The sequence below is a fragment of the Aestuariibius sp. HNIBRBA575 genome (genome assembly GCF_040932005.1).
Classification (GTDB): domain Bacteria; phylum Pseudomonadota; class Alphaproteobacteria; order Rhodobacterales; family Rhodobacteraceae; genus CANLNM01.
Genome location: NZ_CP162414.1, coordinates 615620 through 635184 on the forward strand (window position 1 = coordinate 615620; position 19565 = coordinate 635184).

Here is a 19565-nt window from a genome sequence, read left to right on the forward strand (position 1 = left end):
GTTAGCGCGGGCGGTGAACATGGGCGGATTGCACCAGCCCAAACGCCATCAACAGGATCATCATCGCCGTGCCGCCATAGCTGACCAACGGCAATGGAACGCCCACAACCGGCGCCAATCCCATGACCATCGACATATTGATCGCAAAGAACAAGAAGAACGTCGTGCCCACGCCCAAAGTCACCAATGACGCAAACCGATCCCGGTTTTGCAGCGCAGATGTGATGCAGAAAAACAGAACCAAACCATAAAGGCACAACAGCCCAAACGAGCCCAGAAACCCAAACTCTTCGGCGAGAATGGTGAAAATGAAATCGGTGTGTTTTTCAGGCAGGAAATTCAGGCGCGATTGCGTACCTTGCATGAAACCACGCCCGGTAAAGCCACCTGACCCCAGTGCGATTTTGGCTTGGGCGATGTTATATCCATCCCCCAGCGGGTCCCGAGACGGGTCCAGAAATGTATCAATCCGCCGGTATTGATAATCGGCCAAGAATTGCAAATCTGTGCCGCGCGTTTTGAACACCGCAAAAATAAGCCCAATCCCCGCCGAAATAACGGTCATGAAATAGGCCCAATGCACACCTGCGAAAAACATGATCGCCCCGCCGCCCATCATCAGCAACAACGACGTGCCCAGATCGGGCTGTTTGAGCACAAAAAACGTGGGCAACAGGATGATCAGAACCGGCAATAAAACCCATAGCGGGCGGGATGTCTTTTTCACCGGGAGCCAGTCGTAATAGGCCGCCAACATCATCACCACGGTGATTTTCGCCAGCTCTGAGGGTTGCAATTGAACCGGGCCAAGTTGAACCCAGCGTTGCGCACCGTTGCGTTCAAATCCAATCAAATCCACCGCGACCAACAGCAAAATAGACACTATATATCCCACCGCCGCGACATTGCGCCAAAAATAGATAGGCACCAGAGCCACGATCATCATCAGGGCCATGCCGATGCCAAACCGTTTAATCTGAGGGGTGGCCCAGCGGTCAATATCCCCGCCCGCCACGGAAAACAGCATCAGAAACCCGATGCAGGAAATCGCCGTCAGCAACAGGATGACGGGCCAGTTCAGGAACAACAATTTCCGAAAACCCGTGGGCGTGTATTTTACCTGATATTCTAGATAGGACATTGTTAAGCCCTGTCATTTGTCGCTGGCGGCACAATGTCACGCAGTACCATATTTTGCTGTTGTGTGCGGATACGGCCCCGTTGATCCGCAGGATAGGCAGACAAGGGTGGCGTGCCATTATAAAGCGCCTGAAGCGTGATATCACGGGCGATCGGGGCGGCCGCAGTTGATCCACCCCCCCCATGTTCCACAACAACGGACACCGCAATTTTGGGGTTATCAAAGGGGGCAAAATCGACAAACAGCGCGTGATCGCGTCGTTCCCATGGCAGATCGGCATTGCGGATGATCCCCGCGGCACGTTCGGCGGCGGTGATGCGGCGCACTTGGGATGTGCCGGTTTTTCCGGCCATACGAAACGCATCTTCGACGATACGCGATCCACGCGCTGTGCCGCGCGAATGATTGCTGACCGCATACATGGCCTGGCGCACACGGCGCAGCATATTTTCGTTCAGCCCCAGCGTTTCCCCAGCCCCCGACGGTGTTTCGACCCCATCGATGGATTGGATCAACCGGGGTGAAATCGACCGGCCGGTTGCGATCCGCGCCGTCATCACCGCCAATTGCATGGGCGACGCCAGTACGTAACCTTGTCCGATTGAGGCATTCACTGTGTCCCCAATCCGCCAATCTTCGCCGCGGGTTTCGGTTTTCCATGCTTTGTCCGGTGCCAGCCCGCGCGCGACGGCTGACAATGGCAGATCATGGCGAATACCCAGCCCCAGTTTGCGGGCCATTTCAGCAATTTTGTCGATGCCCACCCGTTGGCAAATGTCATAATAATAGACGTCGCAACTTTGTTTCAGGCTTTCATGCAGGTTGACGTTGCCATGGCCCGCGCGTTTCCAGCAATGGAATTTCACATCCGCCACATCCAGGTGACCGGGGCAATAAACCGTTTCCTCAGGATCGACGATACCAGCCTCAAGCGCGGCCAGAGCGGTCACCATTTTAAAGGTTGAACCGGGGGGATAGGTGCCCTGTACCGCTTTGGCGGCCAAAGGGCGGAATGTGTTTTCATTCAAGCCCTGCCAATCAGACACAGAAATCCCACGCACAAACAGGTTTGGATCAAAACTGGGCGCCGAAGTGATCCCCAGAATATTGCCATGTTCCAGATCCATCACAACGGCGCTGGCGCTTTCATTTCCCAGACGCGCCTGCATGTAATTCTGTAATCCGGCATCTACGGTCAGTTGCAGATCGGTCCCGGCTTGGCCCTCTTGGCGGTCCAGTTCACGCATGATCCGCCCGGCCGAGTTTACTTCGACCTGTTGATTGCCCGCAGAGCCGCGCAATGGGCGTTCCATCTTGTTTTCAACGCCGGTTTTGCCAATTTGGAACCGGGGAATGTTTAGCAGCGGGTCTTTGTCGTCGATCCGACTGAGATCATAATCGCTGACCGGGCCCACATAGCCAACCACATGCGCCATGTCTTCTTGCATGGGATAATGCCGCGACAGGCCGACCTCTGGGATGACACCGGGCAGGGCGGGGGTGTTGGCGGCAACGCGTGCGAATTCTTCCCAAGTGATGCGATCCACGATCGGGATTTTGGTGTTGCCCGGGCGGGATGTCATTTCTTCGATGGCGCGGGTTAGATTTTCGGGGGGAATGGGCACCAATTGCGTCAACCGGGCCAGAACTTCGCCAATATCACCGGCGCGTTCGCGCACCATAACAATGCGTAGGTTCTGTTCGTTTTCCGCCAGCTTGACCCCGTTGCGATCAAAAATCAGGCCGCGAGGCGGGGCCAAAGTCAGGATATTCACCCGATTTTCTTCGGCCAAGGCGCGATAAGTTTCCCCCGCGTCCAATTGCATGGATCGCATCCGCCAGGTCAGCACCCCCATGATGCCCAACTGAAACCCACCCACCAGCAGGCCCCGTCGCGAAATGCGGCGCGCGCTTTCGCTGGTATCTGCGCCAGACCGTTTCATAGCCGATGTCCCAATGAATCAACCTGCCCCGGAGCCGGGCGGGCAATGCCAAACAGAATTTGCGACAACACGGCCACCACCGGATAGATCAGGATCGTCAGCACCATCTGCACCATCGTCAACCAAAACGGCGCCTGATGCAGCAGCGCGACAGATTGCACCAACCGATAGCCAAACGTGATCGCCACGATACCCAACGCAATGGTCGCCCATTCCACCGAAAAGGCAGAATTGCGCAGATTTCGGGATCGGGCCCGCAAGGTTTCCGTCAGAATCAACATCAATGCAGTATATAGTCCCGGCGGGCGCTGGAACAAAAAATCACACAACAAAAAAACGAATGCGACGGACAGAATGGGCATAAAATCCGGGCGTCGTGCCACCCAAGCCAATGTCACAGCTAGGATTAAATCCGGCGGTGCCCAGCGTGGGGGCAATGTGTTGAGCGGCAAAAGTTGCAGGAATATCAATAGGATCGCGATGGTGATATAGGTGCCGCGTGCGATCCATATCCGGCTTGCTGGGGCTTCAACCATCGTTGGCCCCTGTTGTTTCGTCCTCAAAGACGGGCAGCAGACCGGGGGCGATTAACCCGCCGGGATCGGTGATGTTTTCGGTGCCGTGGCTGCGCAAAACCCGCAGAAATTCAAGCCGCTCGTAATCCGCCGACAAACGCACGCGTAATCGACGATCCACGCCCAATGCCACTTCGCCCACCTGCAAACCCGCCGGGAAAACACCGCCATCGCCCGATGTCACAACCCGGTCACCGGGACGCACCAAATCGGCGTTTTCGATGAATTCCAAGGGCGGGTGCAGGGTGTTATCCCCTGACAGAATGGCGCGTTGGCCTGCGTCTTGGATATTGACGGGGATGCGGCTGGACGTGTCGGTCAACAGGATCACGCGGGCTGTGTCATTGCCCACACCGCTGATCCGCCCCACCAGACCCAGCCCATCCATCGCCGCCCAGCCATCAACGATGCCATCACGCGCGCCGATATTCAGTAGCAAGGATTGGTGAAACGGCGACCCGCTATCCGCCAACACCACGCCGGTCACATAGGTCAGCTGTAAATCCAGCTGTACATTGTTCAAATCACGCAGTTTGGCATTTTCCTGCCCCAACCGGATCGCAGCTTCGCGCCAGGCCTTCATCTGTTGTAATTCGCGCCGCAATTCCTGATTTTGATCCGACAGACGTTGGTAGGATTGGAAATCCGACACCAGATTGATCATCCCGGTCACAGGGGCCATGGCCCATTCAAAACTGGGCACAAACCGGTTGATAATGTCGGCGCGGAACCGTTCCACACGTGGGGAATCGATCCGCCAGATCAGGAAAACCGCGAACATCAACAGCACCAGAACCCCAACCAGCAAACGCCGGATCGGGGCTACAAAATCTTCTCTGTTTCTGTCATTGGCCAAGGGTCCGTGCGTCCCTTTCTGTCAGTGGGCGATTTGCGCGGTATCTTGCGTGCGCTCAGCTGTCGTAGTCAATTACATGGCGCAGTTGTTTTTCGTATTCCAGCGCTTTGCCGGTGCCCAATGCCACGCAGTTCAAGCTTTCGTCGGCCACGGAAATGGCTAGCCCGGTCTGTTCGCGCAACGCCAGATCCAATTCACCCAGCAACGCGCCACCGCCGGTCAGCATCACGCCGCGATCGACAATGTCTGCGGCCAGATCGGGTGGGGTGGCTTCCAGCGCGGTCATCACCGCTTCGCAGATTTGCTGGACCGGTTCGGCCAAGGCTTCGGCGACTTGGGCTTGGGAAATTTCGGTTTCTTTGGGCACACCATTCAACAAATCACGGCCCCGGATATGCATCGACTGGCCACGGCCATCATCGGGCATACGTGCCGCGCCGATGGATGTTTTGATCCGCTCAGCGGTGGATTCCCCGATCAGCAGGTTATGCTGGCGTCGCAGATAGGAAATGATCGCTTCGTCCATGCGATCCCCACCGACGCGCACGGAGCGCGCATAAACGATGTCACCCAGTGACAGAACCGCCACTTCGGTGGTGCCGCCGCCAATATCAACAACCATGTTCCCGGTCGGATCGGTGATCGGCATGCCCGCACCAATCGCCGCAGCAATCGGTTCTGCGATCAGCCCGGCACGGCGCGCACCAGCGGACAAAACCGATTGGCGAATGGCGCGTTTTTCAACCGGCGTCGCCCCGTGGGGCACACAGACGATGATTTTCGGTTTAGAAAATGTTGTGCGTTTGTGAACCTTGCGGATGAAATGTTTGATCATTTCCTCGGCGACGTCAAAATCGGCAATCACGCCTTCGCGCATGGGGCGGATCGCTTCGATGCTGCCGGGCGTGCGCCCCAACATCAGCTTGGCGTCTTCGCCCACGGCCAGCACTTTTTTGACGCCATCCTTGACGTGATAGGCCACCACGGACGGTTCGCTCAGGATCACACCGCGACCTTTGACGTAAACCAGCGTGTTTGCTGTGCCCAGATCAATCGCCATGTCTGATGAAAACATGCCGCCAAGATTTCCGAATAGTCCCATAGAGTGGAGCCCTTTGCCAAACGTCGCCGGTCCGCGACTCTGTGAGGGGTGCGGACCAATGTTGTATAAGCAGCGGCGCACATGGGCGAAAGACCAAATAGGGGGGACAATCGGCGGCAAGTCGCCAGAATCAGAACAGAATCGCGTTTCTTTTGTGCCGACGCAGCGTTAGGGAAGGCCATGCTGTCATATCAACATATTTTTCACGCCGGGAATCTGGCCGATGTCCAGAAACACAGCCTGTTGGCGTGGATGCTGGATTATCTGACCCAAAAGCCCAAACCGGTTTCCTATATCGAAACCCATGCGGGGCGGGGCCTGTATCATCTGGATGCGGCTGAGGCCGTGAAAACCGGCGAAGCGGCGGCCGGTATTGCCGTGGCCGAGGATTGGTTTGACGCGGATCATCCCTATATGCGGGCCTTGGATTTTATTCGCAATGCGCGCGGCGAAACCGCCTATCCCGGATCGCCCGCCGTGGCGGCGTCGCTGCTGCGGGGCGATGATCCGATGCATTTGGCGGAATTGCATCCACGTGAACGCGATGCGTTGCAGGATGTGATGGGCCGTCGCGCCAAAGTCTATGCCCAAGACGGGTTTTCCATGGCCCATGCGATCTGTCCGCCTGATCCACGGCGCGGGCTGATGCTGATTGATCCGTCTTATGAGGTGAAATCCGATTACGTGCGTATGCCCGGCATCATCACGCAGCTGCATCGCAAATGGAATGTAGGGGTGATTGCCCTGTGGTATCCGATTTTGACGGATGGGCCGCATCAGTCCATGATCAAAACCCTGCTGGCCGAAGACCTGCCCAAAGTGGTCCACCACGAAGTGCGGTTTCCACCTGCGCGCGAAGGCCATCGGATGATTGGGTCAGGGATGTTTGTGGTCAATGCGCCATGGGGTCTGTCGGACGAAGCAACGCGGATTTCAGCGCTGTTTGACGCCGCGTTTGGAGCGAACGGGGCGGCATAAACCGCCCCGCGCTGAGTTAATTTGCGTCCGTATAGCGGATTTCTTTGGTGTCTTCGCCGGTGCGGCCCCGACGGACCAACAGACGGTTCAACGCATGCAAATAAGCCTTGGCCGAGGCAACAACCGTATCTGTGTCCGCGGATTGGCCGGTGGCGATGTTTCCGTCCTCTTCCAAACGGACAGACACGGTGGCCTGCGCATCGGTGCCTTCGGTCACGGCGTTCACCTGATACAATTGCAGGTTGGCTGTGTTGGGATGCAGCGCGCGGATCGCTTTGAAACTGGCATCAACCGGACCGTCGCCGCGTTCAATGGCGGTGTGTTCCTTGCCGTCGATATCCAGAACCAGCGTTGCCTCGGCTGGACCACCGGTGCCACAAGCCACACGCAGCGTGACCAGTTTCAGCTGATCATCCTCGGTGTCGCCGCCGATATGGGTCAACGCGATGATGTCGTCGTCAAACACCTCTTTTTTGCGGTCGGCCAGATCCTTGAACCGCACAAAGATGTCTTTCAACTGATTGTCCCCAACCTCAAACCCCAATTGTTCCAGTTTATCGCGCAGCGCCGCACGTCCGGAATGTTTGCCCAAAGGCAGGGATGTGCCCGACAGGCCCACATCTTCGGGGCGCATGATTTCAAAGGTTTCTTTGTTTTTCAGCATGCCATCCTGATGGATGCCGCTTTCATGGGCAAAGGCGTTTTTGCCGACGATCGCCTTGTTGAACTGCACCGCAAAGCCCGACACAGTGGCAACCCGGCGCGAAATGGCCATGATTTTTTTAGTGTCGATGCCGGTGCTGAACGGCATGATATCGTTGCGGATTTTCAGCGCCATCACCACTTCTTCTAATGCGGTGTTGCCCGCGCGTTCGCCCAAGCCATTGATTGTGCATTCAATTTGGCGCGCGCCACCGGCCACGGCAGCCAGCGAGTTGGCGGTCGCCATGCCCAGATCATTGTGGCAATGGGTGGCAAAGATCACGTCATCCGCACCCGGCACGGTTTCGATCAGGCGCTTGATCAAATCCGCGCTTTCCATTGGGGCGGTATAGCCGACAGTGTCGGGGATATTGATGGTGCTGGCGCCGGCCTTGATGGCGATTTCAATCACGCGACACAGGTAATCCCATTCGGTGCGGGTCGCATCCATGGGGGACCATTGCACATTGTCCACCAGATTGCGGGCATGGGTGACCGTTTCGTGGATTTTATCCGCCATTTCATCCATGGTCAGATTCGGAATGGCGCGGTGCAGCGGTGACGTTCCGATAAAGGTGTGGATGCGGGGACGTTCAGAATTGCGCACAGCTTCGGCGCAACGATCGATGTCTTTGATATTGGCGCGCGCCAATCCACAGATCACCGATTGTTTGGACCGGGTGGCGATTTCGCTGACTGCGCGAAAATCGCCTTCGGATGCGATGGGAAAGCCAGCTTCGATGATGTCGACGCCCATCTCGTCCAGCATTTCTGCGATTTCCAGCTTTTCGTCATGGGTCATGGTCGCGCCGGGGCTTTGTTCGCCATCGCGCAATGTGGTGTCAAAGATCAAAACACGGTTTTTATCGGACATTTCGACTTCCTTAGATATGGGCTTTGGCGGCGGCGGGGACACCGCTATCGCCGGAATTGGCTTCACCGATCGGTTCGATCAGCAGGACTTTGGCTTCTTTTTCGGCGCGGGGGCGATGAACGATGCCTTTGGGGACAATCACCAGTTCACCGGGCCCAAAGGTCACAGGATCGTGGTCCTGATAATCCATCGTGACCTGACCCTCAATCACCAGAAAGAAATCATCGGTATCGTCATGTTTGTGATAGGGAAATTCCCCCTGAAACTTCACAACCATCACGTCGTTATTGTTATAGGTTGCGACCACTTTGGGGTCCCAGTGGGTGTCAAACAAACCCAGTTTGTCCGTTAGGTTAATCTTTTGCATATGTGTGCCCTTAGCGTTGGCAGATAGAAGACTGAGAGGTGTTTGGCGCTGATCCCTTCTGAGCGGTCGCGCCAAAAGGCACGCTCAGAAGCGGCTAAGGAGAAGAAGCAGACCAAAGGCACGTGCAGAATTGCACGGCAATGATGGGATATGGGTCTGACTAATCATGCCGCCACTATAAACACAGATTGCCAATTGGAAAGAGCCAATTTGCAGTGTTTGAATGTGACATGCAACCAAACATCTCCAGGGGCAATCCGCGCCAAAAATCACCAAGTTGACGTAAGATACGATTGCCGTTCATCATTGGGGGCAATCTGTGGCGGATTGAGGCGGCATTGTGTCGGGAAAATCGAAAACGTCCACAATTGTGACGCGATTGAAAATTGATTTTCATTTACTTAATTGATTTGGCTGCATTTTTTTGGGTTTTGCGATCTTAGCAGAAAATCCCGGATTGTGTTCAGTAACATCACAAATCCATCTGATCGCCCGAAACTGTCCATGATTGAATGCGAGATTACGTTCAAGGCAGGTGAAATCGCATGCGTTCGCCAATGCGAGATTGCCAGTGCGAAATTGAAGGGACAAGTTAATGCCATCAGGTTATTTGGTAAATTTAGGTAACGGAACGCTGGACGCAGGCGATCAGATCGTTGGAACGCAAATCACGTTCACAACCGATCAAGTGTTGGGCACGGGGTCTTGGACCTGGAGCGGCGTCTGGGACGGCGACGGCAATACATATAACAACATCACAGATACGGGGTCGTATTATCTGGCCACGGATGGCAGTGTCTATTTTGTCCCTGATACTTGGAACATCACAGCAAATAACGGGTCCAGCGCAACCGCGGCCCCTGCATATACCGCTGATCCGAATATTTATGGCACAACGGGCAATGATGCCGATATCGAAGGCACGGCTGGTGACGATACGATTTACGGCGGCGATACAACGTCTGAAACCGGGACCGGGGCAGACACGATCAATGCAGGATCTGGCGATGACACGATCACATCCGGTGATGGCAATGATGTGATCAATGCAGGTGGCGGCGATGACAGCATCCTTGGCGGCGCTGGCAATGATACCATTCACGGCGATGATGCGACGCCTCCGGCCACTGGGGATGAAACCCTGAACTGGTCCGACGAAGGCACCGAAGGCACAAATATCTTTGGCGGTTTCACCCAGAATACCGGCGATATGGATGTCACCGTTAGTTTTTCCAATGACGGGAATGGCAACCTCTATCAGGTCGACACCGCGACCGGCCAATACTCAACTGGCAATGAAACCTTTGCGACCAATTCATCGCTGCAACTGGGCGGGGATGGCGGGCCAACCTCAACCACAACACTGGATTTTGATGCGGTAGATGGCACAGGTCTGGCCAACGAAGTGGTCGATGTGGCGTTTCGCATCAACGATATCGATCACAGCACATGGCATGATGATGTGACGATCAACGCCTATGATGCCGATGGCAATGCCGTCACCGTCTTGATCACGGCGGCGGGCGATGACATCGTCAATGGCAATACCATCACCGCGGGCACCAGCAGTGATGACGCCGGAGACGCAGCTGGGTCGGCATTGGTTGAAATCGCAGGCCCCGTGCATTCGGTTGAAATCGTCTATTCCAATGGTGGCACAACCAACCAATATCTGTGGGTCACGGACGTTCATTTCACCACCTATGTGGATGCGGACAATGACGACACCATTGATGCAGGTGCGGGCAACGACACCGTATATGGCTATGACGGCGTCGACAGCATTCTGGGCGGATCGGGCGACGATCAGCTTTATGGGGGCAATGACGCGGACGAAATCGACGGCGGCACCGGGGCTGATACCGTTTATGGTGGCGCGGGTGCGGATGACGTCTCTGGCGGCGCGGATGATGACGAAGTGCATGGCGATGGCGGCAATGACACCGTGTCGGGGAATGCGGGCGCGGATGATCTGTTTGGCGGCGCGGGCAATGACACGCTTTATGGTGGAGATGGTGCCGACACATTGACCGGCGGCACCGGTGATGATGTGCAATTCGGGGGATCGGGTGACGATACCTTTGCGTTGGACAATGGCTTTGGCACGGATACGATCACCGGGGGTGAAACCGGCGAAACCAATGGCGACACGTTGGATGCCAGCACGATCACTTCTGACATTGTGCTGGATCTCAGTGCGGTTGATGCCAATGATCCCGAAAGCGGCACATTGGTCACCGGCGGCAATACGGCGACATTTACCGAGATCGAAAATGTCATTCTGGGCAGCGGTGATGACACAATCACCGGCTCAAATGGCGTGGATAACGTTGATCTGGGCACAGGTGCGGACACGATCACAGGCGGCGCCGGCAACGACATCATTGATGTGGGCAACGACACGGATGAGGACACGCTGATCCTAGAAGACGGCTTTGGTCAGGATGTGATCACCAATTTCGAAGCGCCAACCGACAACGGCAATGGCACATTCACCGGCAATGATTTGGTGGATGTGACCAACCTGACGGATGCGCTGGGCGATCCGGTTTATGTGTCCGACGTGACCGTGACCGAAGATGGGTCCGGCAATGCAGTGCTGAATTTCCCGAATGGTGAAACCCTGACACTGGTCGGGATTTCTGTTGCGGCCATCGACGATCCTTATGCGCTGAACGCCATGGGCATTCCGATTTCCGACGGCACCGTCAGCGGCACGGCCGGTGCGGACGTGATTGATGGGTCCTACACAGGTGATCCTGATTATGATCTGGTGGATGCAGGCGACGCCATCCTGTCGGGCCATGCGGCCAATGACGATCTGATCGAAGCAGGCGCAGGCGGCGATACCGTTCTGGCCGGGGCTGGCGACGATACGATCTATGGCGAAGCAGGCGCAGATATTATCACCGGTGGGGCGGGCGACGACACCATCTTTGGTGGGGCGGATCAGGACGATATTCTGGTCGAAGACGGCTTTGGCGACGACATCGTGGATGGGGGTGCCACCGGCACCGACCAAGACGCGATTGATGCCTCTGCCCTGACCAGCGGCGTGGATGTCACCTATTCCGGTGACGAAGCTGGTGTTCTGAACAACGGCGCAGATTCCATCACATTCGCCGATATCGAAGAACTGGTTCTGACCGATAGCAACGACACGGTGGATGCATCCGCCGATAGCGCCGGCGCGACCATCACTGCTGGTGCGGGTGATGACACCATTACGGTCGGGACCGGCGATGATGTGATTGCTGGCGGTGCGGATCAGGATCAGGTCGAACTGATCGACGGCTTTGGCGATGACACCATTGTTGGCGGTGAAACCGGCACGGATCATGACATCTTGGACGCATCCGATCTGACATCTGGCGTTGACGTTACATATTCCGCCGATGAGGCTGGCCAGTTGGTTGGCGGTGCTGACACGGCGGACTTCTCAGAAATCGAAGAACTGGTTCTGACCGATAGCGACGACACGGTTGATGCAGCCGCAGACAGCGCTGGTGTGACGATCACGGCTGGTGCTGGCGACGACATAATCATCGGCGGGTCCGGAGATGATGTGATCAATGGCGGCGCGGATCAGGATCAGGTCAATCTGGTCGATGGGTTCGGCAGTGACACGATTGATGGCGGCGGCACAGGTGTGGATCAGGATGTGTTGGATGCATCCGCCCTGTCAACCGGCGTGACCGCGACCTATTTCGGCGACGAAGCGGGTTTGATGGCCAACGGCGCAGATGACGCAATCTTTAGCGATATCGAAGAGTTGGTGCTGACCGGCAGCAACGATGTTTTGGACGCTTCCGCCGACAGTGTTGGCGTGAACGTCGATGCAGGTGACGGCGCGGATACCATGATTGGCGGGTCGGGTGACGACACGCTGGATGGTGGCGCCGGTGATGACACTATTGCTGGTGGGCTGGGCGCAGATACCATTATCGGTGGCGCTGGCGACGACACGATTACATTTGCCCATGGCGATGTGGTCACAGGTGGCGACGGGGACGATACCTTTGTGCTGGCCGATCTGGGCGATGGCTCAAACGGCACAATCACCGTCACAGGTGGCGAAGGCGATGAAACCGGCGGCGATACACTGCAGCTGGGTGGTTTGGCCGACATGTCGACCCTCGTGATCACGGATCCAAGCGATGCAACCGGTGGTCTGACCGGGTCGGTCACACTGAATGACGGCACGTTGCTGAACTTTAGCGAGATTGAAAACATCATCTGTTTCACGCCTAACACCCGGATCGCGACGCCCCGTGGCGCGCGGATGATCCAGGACCTAAAGGTTGGGGATCTGGTGCTGACCCGCGATCATGGCATGCAGCCTGTGCGCTGGATCGAAGCCCGCACCGTGCCCGCATTGGACCGGTTCGCCCCGATCCGCATCCGCGAAGGCGTGCTGACAGGTCAGCAATCCGATCTGCTGGTATCCCCGCAGCACCGGATGTTGTTCCAGGGCTATTCTGCGGAATTGCTGTTTGGCGAAAGCGAAGTTCTGGTGGCCGCGACCCATCTGGTGGATGGCGTTGACGTCACCCGCGAAGAAGGCGGCGAAGTCACTTACATCCATATGATGTTTGATGAACACGAAATCATCTTTGCCGAAGGCGCCCCATCCGAAAGCTTCCACCCCGGTGACATTGGCCTGACGGCCGTCAGCGACGAAGCCCGCGAGGAATTGTTTGCCCTGTTCCCAGAACTGCGCAGCGATCCAAACGGCTATGGCCGCACAGCGCGCCGGTGCCTCAAATCCCATGAGGCCCGTTTGATCCGAGGCTAGTGTTTACCGCGAGTGGTTAGGGTAACGATTACTGAGAAGCGGCTTCTGTTGATGCCGCTTCTTGGCTGTTGGACCCTTGGTCTGTGACGGCATCTGTTGCAGGGGCCACATCAGCGCGGGTGACCAATGCCCCATCATCCCAAGCCCCGGTTTCAACCTCGCCAGAGGCGTAGCGCATCGTGCCTTCGCCCTGACGACGACCATTGCGAAACGCGCCTTCGTAAATCGCGCCATTGGTATAGGTCGCAACCCCCATGCCGGTGATCTGACCGTTTTGCCACTGACCTTGGTAGGTAAACCCATCCGTCATGGTGATTTTACCATTGCCATGGCGCTGTCCGGCGGCAAATTGCCCCTCATACAGCGTGCCATCCGCATAGGTGGCCACGCCCACACCGGACCGCTGACCATTTTCCCAAGCGCCCTCGTAGGTATAGCCATCCGCATAGGTCATTTTGCCCATGCCGTGGTTTTGCGCGTTCTGGAATTCGCCCTCATAAACCAATCCATTGGCATAGGTTGCAACTCCGGTTCCATTGATTACGCCCGCGGACCAAGCTCCGTCATAAGTGGACCCATCCGGATAGGTGATTTTGCCCATCCCATCGGCCAAATCAGCGCGAAATTGCCCCACATAGACCGATCCATCTGGATAGGTCACTTCGCCTTGGCCTTCGATTTGGCCATTGGCCCATGATCCGACATAGGTATAGCCATCCGCCCCGGTAAAGCTGCCTTGGCCGTGGCGTTTATCATTGGCAAATCCGCCCTGATAGACGTCGCCATTGGCATAGGTCACTGTCCCGGTGCCTTCGCGCCGTCCTGCGGCCAGGTCACCTTCGTAAATGTCGCCATTGGGCTGGATCAACCGACCTTGACCCTGAATTTGGCCGTTTACCCAAGTGCCCACATAGGTCATGCCATCGGGCAGGGTCAGCGTGCCTTGGCCTTCGCGTTCGCCATTGGCCAACGTGCCCTCATATAGGGCGCCATCAGGGTAGGTCACCATGCCTTGGCCATCTTTGACGCCATTGACCCATGTACCTTCGTAGATATAGCCGTTCGGGCTCTGCATTTTGCCTTCGCCGTGATGCATGGCGTTGCGAAATTCGCCTTCATAGGTCACGCCATTGGCATAGCTGGCCACGCCTTGACCGTTGATTTTGCCATCCACCCAGTCGCCTTCATAGGTGCCGCCATCGGCAAAGGTGATATTGCCGAACCCTTCGGGTTTGCCGGATGAAAACGCGCCCTGATAGACCGATCCATTGGGAAACCGCGCAATGCCCTGACCGCGAATTTCGCCTTCGAACCATTCGCCGGTATATTCATAGCCATTGGGCAAACGATAGGTGCCTTGCCCATGCTGACGTCCGTTCAGGAACGTGCCTTCGTACACGCCGCCATCGTCATATTGCTTGGTCTGAACGGTTTGCGCCCCAACCGGCGCAGACAGCGCAAGCGTGGCGGCAAGGATCCAGATTGGCAGGCTTTGGCGTGACATATGAACAGCTCCCTCACGTTTCTTGGCCGTAAGGTAGTTCAGCAATGGGGGCGGGGCAACGGGTTTGCGCAGCTTTGCTGTGGGTTGGTTGCGCGTGATTTGGTCAATCGGCTTTTACTTGACGTCTGATGCGGCTACATCTGGCGCCAACAGACGACAGAAAGGGTGCCGGAACATGGCCCAGACCACAGACCAGTTTCGCCTGACTTTGGCCCAATTGAACCCCGCCGTGGGCGCACTTGCTGAGAACGCAGATCAGGCCCGTGCCGCATGGCGCGAAGGGCGCGATGCGCGGGCCAATCTGGTGGCCCTGCCGGAAATGTTTATTTCCGGGTATCAGACCCAAGACCTTGTTCTGAAACGGGCTTTTGTGGCGGATTGCATGGCGCATATCCATGCGCTGGCGGCGGATTGCGCCGATGGACCCGCGCTGGGCATTGGCGGACCCGTCTATGAAGATGACGTGCTGTACAACGCCTATTTCATCCTGAAAGGCGGCAAAATCCACGCCCGGATGCTGAAGCATTTTCTGCCAAACTACACCGTCTTTGACGAACAGCGCCTGTTCGAACCCGGCCCAATCCAAGGCCCCTATGAAATCGACGGGATGCGCATTGGATCGCCGATCTGCGAAGATGCATGGTACGAAGATGTTTGCGAAGCCATGGTCGAATCCGGGGCCGAGATTCTGATGGTGCCCAACGGGTCGCCCTATTTCCGCAATAAATTCCCAATCCGCATGACCAATATGGTGTCGCGTGTGGTCGAAAATGACGTGCCGCTGGTCTATTTGAACATGATTGGCGGTCAGGATGATCAGATCTTCGACGGCGGGTCCTTTGTTCTGAACCGGGGTGGGGACTTGGCGTTGCAGATGCCTGTGTTTGACCGCGTGATCGCCCATGTGGATTTTGTCCGCGAGGATACCGGCTGGGTTGCGCAGGACGGGGACAAGGCGACGTTCCCTGATGATCTGGAACAGGATTACCGGGCCATGGTTATCGCGCTGGGCGATTACATGCGCAAAACCGGGTTCAAAAAGGTGCTGTTGGGCCTGTCTGGCGGGATCGATTCCGCGATTGTGGCCACCATCGCCGTGGATGCGCTGGGCGCGGATAATGTGCGCTGTGTGATGCTGCCGTCCGAATATACATCCCAAGGGTCGCTGGATGATGCCAAAGACATCGCCACGCGGCTGGGCTGTCACTATGATTTTGTGCCCATCGCCGAAGGGCGCGCCGCGATCACCAACACATTGGCCCCGCTATTTGAAGGACATGAACCCGGTCTGGCCGAGGAAAACATCCAATCCCGCCTGCGCGGATTGCTGTTGATGGCCATGTCCAACAAATTTGGCGAAATGCTGCTGACCACGGGCAATAAATCTGAGGTGGCCGTGGGCTATGCCACGATTTATGGCGATATGGCGGGCGGATATAACCCGATCAAAGACGTCTATAAAACACGGGTGTTTGATCTGTGTCGCTGGCGCAATGACAATCACCGCGATTGGATGGCTGGCCCCAGCGGCGAAGTGATCCCGGTGGCGATCATCGACAAACCCCCCAGCGCCGAACTGCGCCCCGATCAAAAAGACGAAGACAGCCTGCCACCCTATGACATTCTGGACGGCATCCTGACCATGTTGGTGGATGGCGATGCCAGCGTGGCGGAATGCGTGGCGGCGGGCTATGATCGGGATGTGGTGAAACGGGTCGAACATCTGCTGTATATCAGTGAATACAAACGGTTTCAGTCCGCCCCCGGTGCCCGTCTGACGATGCATGCGTTCTGGCTGGACCGGCGCTATCCGATTGTGAACCGCTGGCGCGATCAAAGCTGAGGATTGCGCGAACCTGTGATATACTCGGATTGGGATCCCACAAAGGAGCGCGCAATGGCAGACAATAAAACCCAGATCACAGCCCAATCGGTTGAGGATTTTATCGCCAGCATTGACCATCCCACGCGCCGCGCGGATGCGATTGTGCTGGATCAGATGTTTCGACGGGTCACGGGATATACGCCGCGCATGTGGGGCCCGACCATTATCGGCTATGGCCAGTATCACTATACCTATAAAACCGGTCGCCAGGGGGATTCACTGGCCACCGGGTTTAGTCCACGCAAGGCCAGCCAGTCGATCTATATCATGCCCGGATACGCCAATTTCGCCGACATCATGGCCCGGCTTGGCAAACATAAAACCGGGCGGGCCTGTCTGTATGTGAACAAGCTGGCGGATATTGATATGGACGTGCTCGAAGAGCTGGTGCGTGCAGGTCTGAAAGACCTAAACAGCCATTGGCCGGTCGTGCCGACCTGAGCGTTAAAGCGGCGTCACCACACATTCCGCCAGATTATTCTGGGCATCCTCAGCACGACACAATTGCGTGCCTTCGGTCATGACCGCAGCACTGGCCGCGGCAGCGCCATGGGCCAAGGCCTGTTCAATCCCCAGCCCCCGCGCCATGGCGTAAGTGAACCCACCAACAAAGCTGTCGCCCGCGCCAACTTTGCTGCGCACCGGCACGTCAGCGGCGGCCACATGCAGACGGCGATCAGCATCGGCCCAGACCGACCCATCCGCACCACGCGCGACAATCACCATCCGTGCTGCGCCCCGTTTCACCAGCGTTTCAGCGAAATTGGCGCTGTCCTGTCGGGTCGGCAGGGGACGGCGCGCCAGTGTTTCGGCTTCGTGTTGATCCATACGCAACACCAAAGGCAGGCTGTCCTGACCCGCGGCCAGATGCGCCAAGAGCGGCCCGGATGTGTCCAGAATGATATCTGTCGCATCATCGGCGAAATCACGGCAAATGTCGGCATATAAATCAGGCGCTGCGCCGGCTGGTCCCGACCCGGACAACACCACCAGCCCAGTGTCAGGCGCGGCCGCGCGAATGGCACTGCGCGCATCTTTGATGTCAACCGCCCCCCAATCCGGGCCGGGCAGCATGAAACGGAACTGCGCGTTGATCGACAGGTCCGTCACCGCAAGGCTCTGACGGGTTTCGCTGGGGGCGTCATGGATGATCAGGTCCAGATTGGCCTGCTGCAACTGAGCGCGCAATCGCTGACCGGTATCGCCCCCCAATGCGACGAAACATTTCGATTGGCCACCCAGTTGATCAATCGCGCGACTGACATTGATGCCACCACCGCCGGGATCGGTTTCTGGTGGGGTACAGCGCAGTTTTACGCCCGGCGCGACTTGGGCAACCGAAGTGGCAATATCGAGGGCGGGGTTTAACGTAATGGTCAGAATTTCGCGCATCTTGGCCCTCTGGTTTGTCTGGGGCAGTTTCGCCCGAACGGGTGCCCATCACAAGCGGCCAATCCAGTAACGACATATGGACAAACCGGGCACATTATGAAAAGGCCTGCATAACAGGAGACCCACATGACAACCACACGTTTTGCCCCATCGCCCACCGGATATCTGCATATCGGCAATCTGCGCGCCGCTTTGTTCAATTATGCCATCGCGCGACAGGCAGGTGGAACATTTGTGCTGCGGATTGATGACACCGATCCGGAACGCTCCAAAGAAGAATATGTCGATGCCATCAAAGAAGACCTGACATGGCTTGGCATCAGCTGGGATCGGATCGAACGGCAGTCCGAACGGCTGGATCGGTACGACGCCGCCAAGCAGCGCCTGATCGATATGGGGCGACTGTATGAGTGTTTCGAAACCCCGACTGAGCTGGACCTGAAGCGTAAGAAACAGCTGAACATGGGCAAACCGCCGGTTTATGATCGCGGTGCTCTGGACCTGACGGATGCCCAAAAAGACGCCTATCGCGCCGAAGGGCGCAAAGGCCATTGGCGGTTCAAGCTGGATCAGGAGCGGATCGAATGGACCGACGGCATACTGGGCGACATTTCCATTGATGCCGCATCCGTGTCCGACCCGGTTCTGATCCGGGGGGACGGGCAGGTTCTGTACACAATCGCGTCTGTGGTGGATGACACCGAAATGGGCATCACCGATGTTGTGCGCGGATCGGATCACGTGACCAACACCGCCACGCAAATCCAGATCATTCAGGCGCTGGGTGGGGCTGTGCCACGGTTTGCACACCATTCCCTGCTGACCGGCCCGCAGGGCGAAGCATTGTCCAAACGGCTGGGCACATTGGCGTTGCGCGATCAGCGGGCCAATGGGCTGGCCCCGATGGCGATCCTCAGCCACATGGCGCGGCTGGGGTCATCCGATCCGGTGGAGCTGCGCGAAACCGTGGCGGAAATTGTCGACGGGTTTAACCTGTCCAAATTCGGCGCTGCGCCAACCAAATTTGATGTGGCTGATCTGGTGCCGCTGACCCAGCGCTGGCTGGCGGCACGGCCATTGGCCGAAGTGGCCGACCAAGTTTCCGCCGCAGGAGTGCCGGATGCGCAGGCTGACCTGTTTTGGTCTGTGGTGCGTGAAAACATCGAAACCTTGGATGATTTGCCGCAATGGTGGGCATTGTTCCGCGATGGCGCCACCGCCAAAGTGGCAGAAGAAGACGCTGAATTTGTCGCGCAAGCCTTTGATATGTTGGGGGAACCCCCTTATGCGGCGGATGCGTGGTCCAGCTGGACCAGCGCCGTCAAAGCCCAAACAGGCCGCAAAGGCAAAGGCCTGTTCATGCCCCTGCGCCGCGCGGTGACCGGTCTGGATCGCGGTCCGGATATGTCGGATGTGATGCAGTTGATGCAGGTAAAACCCAAGCTGTAAGC

General features: G+C 57.0%; 14 protein-coding genes. 5 read left to right on the forward strand and 9 right to left on the reverse strand.

The features are described 5' to 3' along the window. Position 1: 1 nt before the first annotated feature. Genes rodA through AB1F12_RS03240 form a run of 5 tightly spaced genes read right to left on the reverse strand, consistent with a single transcriptional unit; the run spans position 2 to position 5617 of the window. A complete protein-coding gene (gene rodA, locus AB1F12_RS03220; protein ID WP_368186528.1) occupies positions 2-1141 on the reverse strand; it encodes a rod shape-determining protein RodA in 1140 nt (379 codons plus the stop codon). Positions 1142-1143: 2 nt separating this feature from the next. Beyond that, a complete protein-coding gene (gene mrdA / locus AB1F12_RS03225) occupies positions 1144-3084 on the reverse strand; it encodes a penicillin-binding protein 2 (protein ID WP_368186530.1) in 1941 nt (646 codons plus the stop codon). Further along, complete coding sequence (locus tag AB1F12_RS03230; RefSeq protein WP_368186532.1) at positions 3081-3620, reverse strand: rod shape-determining protein MreD; 540 nt, start codon at positions 3618-3620, stop codon at positions 3081-3083. The genes mrdA and AB1F12_RS03230 overlap by 4 nt, the downstream gene beginning before the upstream one ends. After that, entirely contained in the window at positions 3613-4515 is a 903-nt protein-coding gene (gene mreC / locus AB1F12_RS03235; protein ID WP_368186533.1) for a rod shape-determining protein MreC, read from the reverse strand. The genes AB1F12_RS03230 and mreC overlap by 8 nt, the downstream gene beginning before the upstream one ends. 55 nt (positions 4516-4570) lie before the next feature. Further along, positions 4571-5617, reverse strand: coding sequence for a rod shape-determining protein (locus AB1F12_RS03240; RefSeq protein ID WP_368186535.1), 1047 nt, complete (start codon positions 5615-5617; stop codon positions 4571-4573). 180 nt (positions 5618-5797) lie between these two features. Between AB1F12_RS03240 and rlmJ the strand changes: the two genes are divergently transcribed. Next, on the forward strand, positions 5798-6595 hold the full coding sequence (gene rlmJ / locus AB1F12_RS03245; RefSeq protein WP_368186536.1) for a 23S rRNA (adenine(2030)-N(6))-methyltransferase RlmJ: 798 nt from the start codon (positions 5798-5800) through the stop codon (positions 6593-6595). A gap of 16 nt (positions 6596-6611) precedes the next feature. On the opposite strand, the gene AB1F12_RS03250 is transcribed toward rlmJ, so the two are convergent. Together AB1F12_RS03250 and AB1F12_RS03255 are read right to left on the reverse strand one after the other, a co-directional pair. Then, complete coding sequence (locus AB1F12_RS03250; protein ID WP_368186538.1) at positions 6612-8171, reverse strand: 2-isopropylmalate synthase; 1560 nt, start codon at positions 8169-8171, stop codon at positions 6612-6614. A gap of 10 nt (positions 8172-8181) precedes the next feature. Then, a complete protein-coding gene (locus AB1F12_RS03255; protein ID WP_368186540.1) occupies positions 8182-8538 on the reverse strand; it encodes a cupin domain-containing protein in 357 nt (118 codons plus the stop codon). A gap of 595 nt (positions 8539-9133) precedes the next feature. Here AB1F12_RS03255 and AB1F12_RS03260 point away from each other — a divergent pair. Further along, a complete protein-coding gene (locus tag AB1F12_RS03260) occupies positions 9134-13333 on the forward strand; it encodes a Hint domain-containing protein (RefSeq protein ID WP_368186541.1) in 4200 nt (1399 codons plus the stop codon). Between the two features lie 28 nt (positions 13334-13361). Here the strand turns inward: AB1F12_RS03260 and AB1F12_RS03265 are convergent, their stop codons facing one another. Next, the gene (locus AB1F12_RS03265) at positions 13362-14837 is read right to left on the reverse strand and encodes an MORN repeat-containing protein (protein WP_368186542.1); all 1476 of its coding nucleotides are present in this window, start codon (positions 14835-14837) and stop codon (positions 13362-13364) included. Positions 14838-15012: 175 nt separating this feature from the next. Here AB1F12_RS03265 and AB1F12_RS03270 point away from each other — a divergent pair, with 175 nt between their 5' ends. Both AB1F12_RS03270 and AB1F12_RS03275 read left to right on the forward strand, forming a co-directional pair. Next, on the forward strand, positions 15013-16680 hold the full coding sequence (locus tag AB1F12_RS03270; RefSeq protein ID WP_368186544.1) for an NAD+ synthase: 1668 nt from the start codon (positions 15013-15015) through the stop codon (positions 16678-16680). 54 nt (positions 16681-16734) lie between these two features. Continuing rightward, entirely contained in the window at positions 16735-17163 is a 429-nt protein-coding gene (locus AB1F12_RS03275; protein ID WP_368186545.1) for a DUF1801 domain-containing protein, read from the forward strand. Positions 17164-17166: 3 nt separating this feature from the next. Here AB1F12_RS03275 and AB1F12_RS03280 read toward each other — a convergent pair whose 3' ends face one another. Next, on the reverse strand, positions 17167-18114 hold the full coding sequence (locus AB1F12_RS03280; RefSeq protein ID WP_368186546.1) for a 1-phosphofructokinase family hexose kinase: 948 nt from the start codon (positions 18112-18114) through the stop codon (positions 17167-17169). A gap of 126 nt (positions 18115-18240) precedes the next feature. Here AB1F12_RS03280 and gltX point away from each other — a divergent pair, with 126 nt between their 5' ends. After that, positions 18241-19563: a glutamate--tRNA ligase gene (gene gltX / locus AB1F12_RS03285; RefSeq protein ID WP_368186548.1), complete on the forward strand. Its 1323-nt coding sequence runs from the start codon at positions 18241-18243 to the stop codon at positions 19561-19563. The last annotated feature ends 2 nt before the right edge of the window (positions 19564-19565 follow it).

Coding starts and splice junctions, on each gene's coding strand:
- rodA (WP_368186528.1), bottom strand. CDS start 1,141: ATGTCCTATCTAGAATATCAGGTAAAATACACGCCCACGGGTTTTCGG.
- gltX (WP_368186548.1), top strand. CDS start 18,241: ATGACAACCACACGTTTTGCCCCATCGCCCACCGGATATCTGCATATC.
- AB1F12_RS03255 (WP_368186540.1), bottom strand. CDS start 8,538: ATGCAAAAGATTAACCTAACGGACAAACTGGGTTTGTTTGACACCCAC.
- AB1F12_RS03240 (WP_368186535.1), bottom strand. CDS start 5,617: ATGGGACTATTCGGAAATCTTGGCGGCATGTTTTCATCAGACATGGCG.
- mrdA (WP_368186530.1), bottom strand. CDS start 3,084: ATGAAACGGTCTGGCGCAGATACCAGCGAAAGCGCGCGCCGCATTTCG.
- AB1F12_RS03230 (WP_368186532.1), bottom strand. CDS start 3,620: ATGGTTGAAGCCCCAGCAAGCCGGATATGGATCGCACGCGGCACCTAT.
- AB1F12_RS03250 (WP_368186538.1), bottom strand. CDS start 8,171: ATGTCCGATAAAAACCGTGTTTTGATCTTTGACACCACATTGCGCGAT.
- rlmJ (WP_368186536.1), top strand. CDS start 5,798: ATGCTGTCATATCAACATATTTTTCACGCCGGGAATCTGGCCGATGTC.
- AB1F12_RS03275 (WP_368186545.1), top strand. CDS start 16,735: ATGGCAGACAATAAAACCCAGATCACAGCCCAATCGGTTGAGGATTTT.
- AB1F12_RS03270 (WP_368186544.1), top strand. CDS start 15,013: ATGGCCCAGACCACAGACCAGTTTCGCCTGACTTTGGCCCAATTGAAC.
- AB1F12_RS03265 (WP_368186542.1), bottom strand. CDS start 14,837: ATGTCACGCCAAAGCCTGCCAATCTGGATCCTTGCCGCCACGCTTGCG.
- AB1F12_RS03260 (WP_368186541.1), top strand. CDS start 9,134: ATGCCATCAGGTTATTTGGTAAATTTAGGTAACGGAACGCTGGACGCA.
- AB1F12_RS03280 (WP_368186546.1), bottom strand. CDS start 18,114: ATGCGCGAAATTCTGACCATTACGTTAAACCCCGCCCTCGATATTGCC.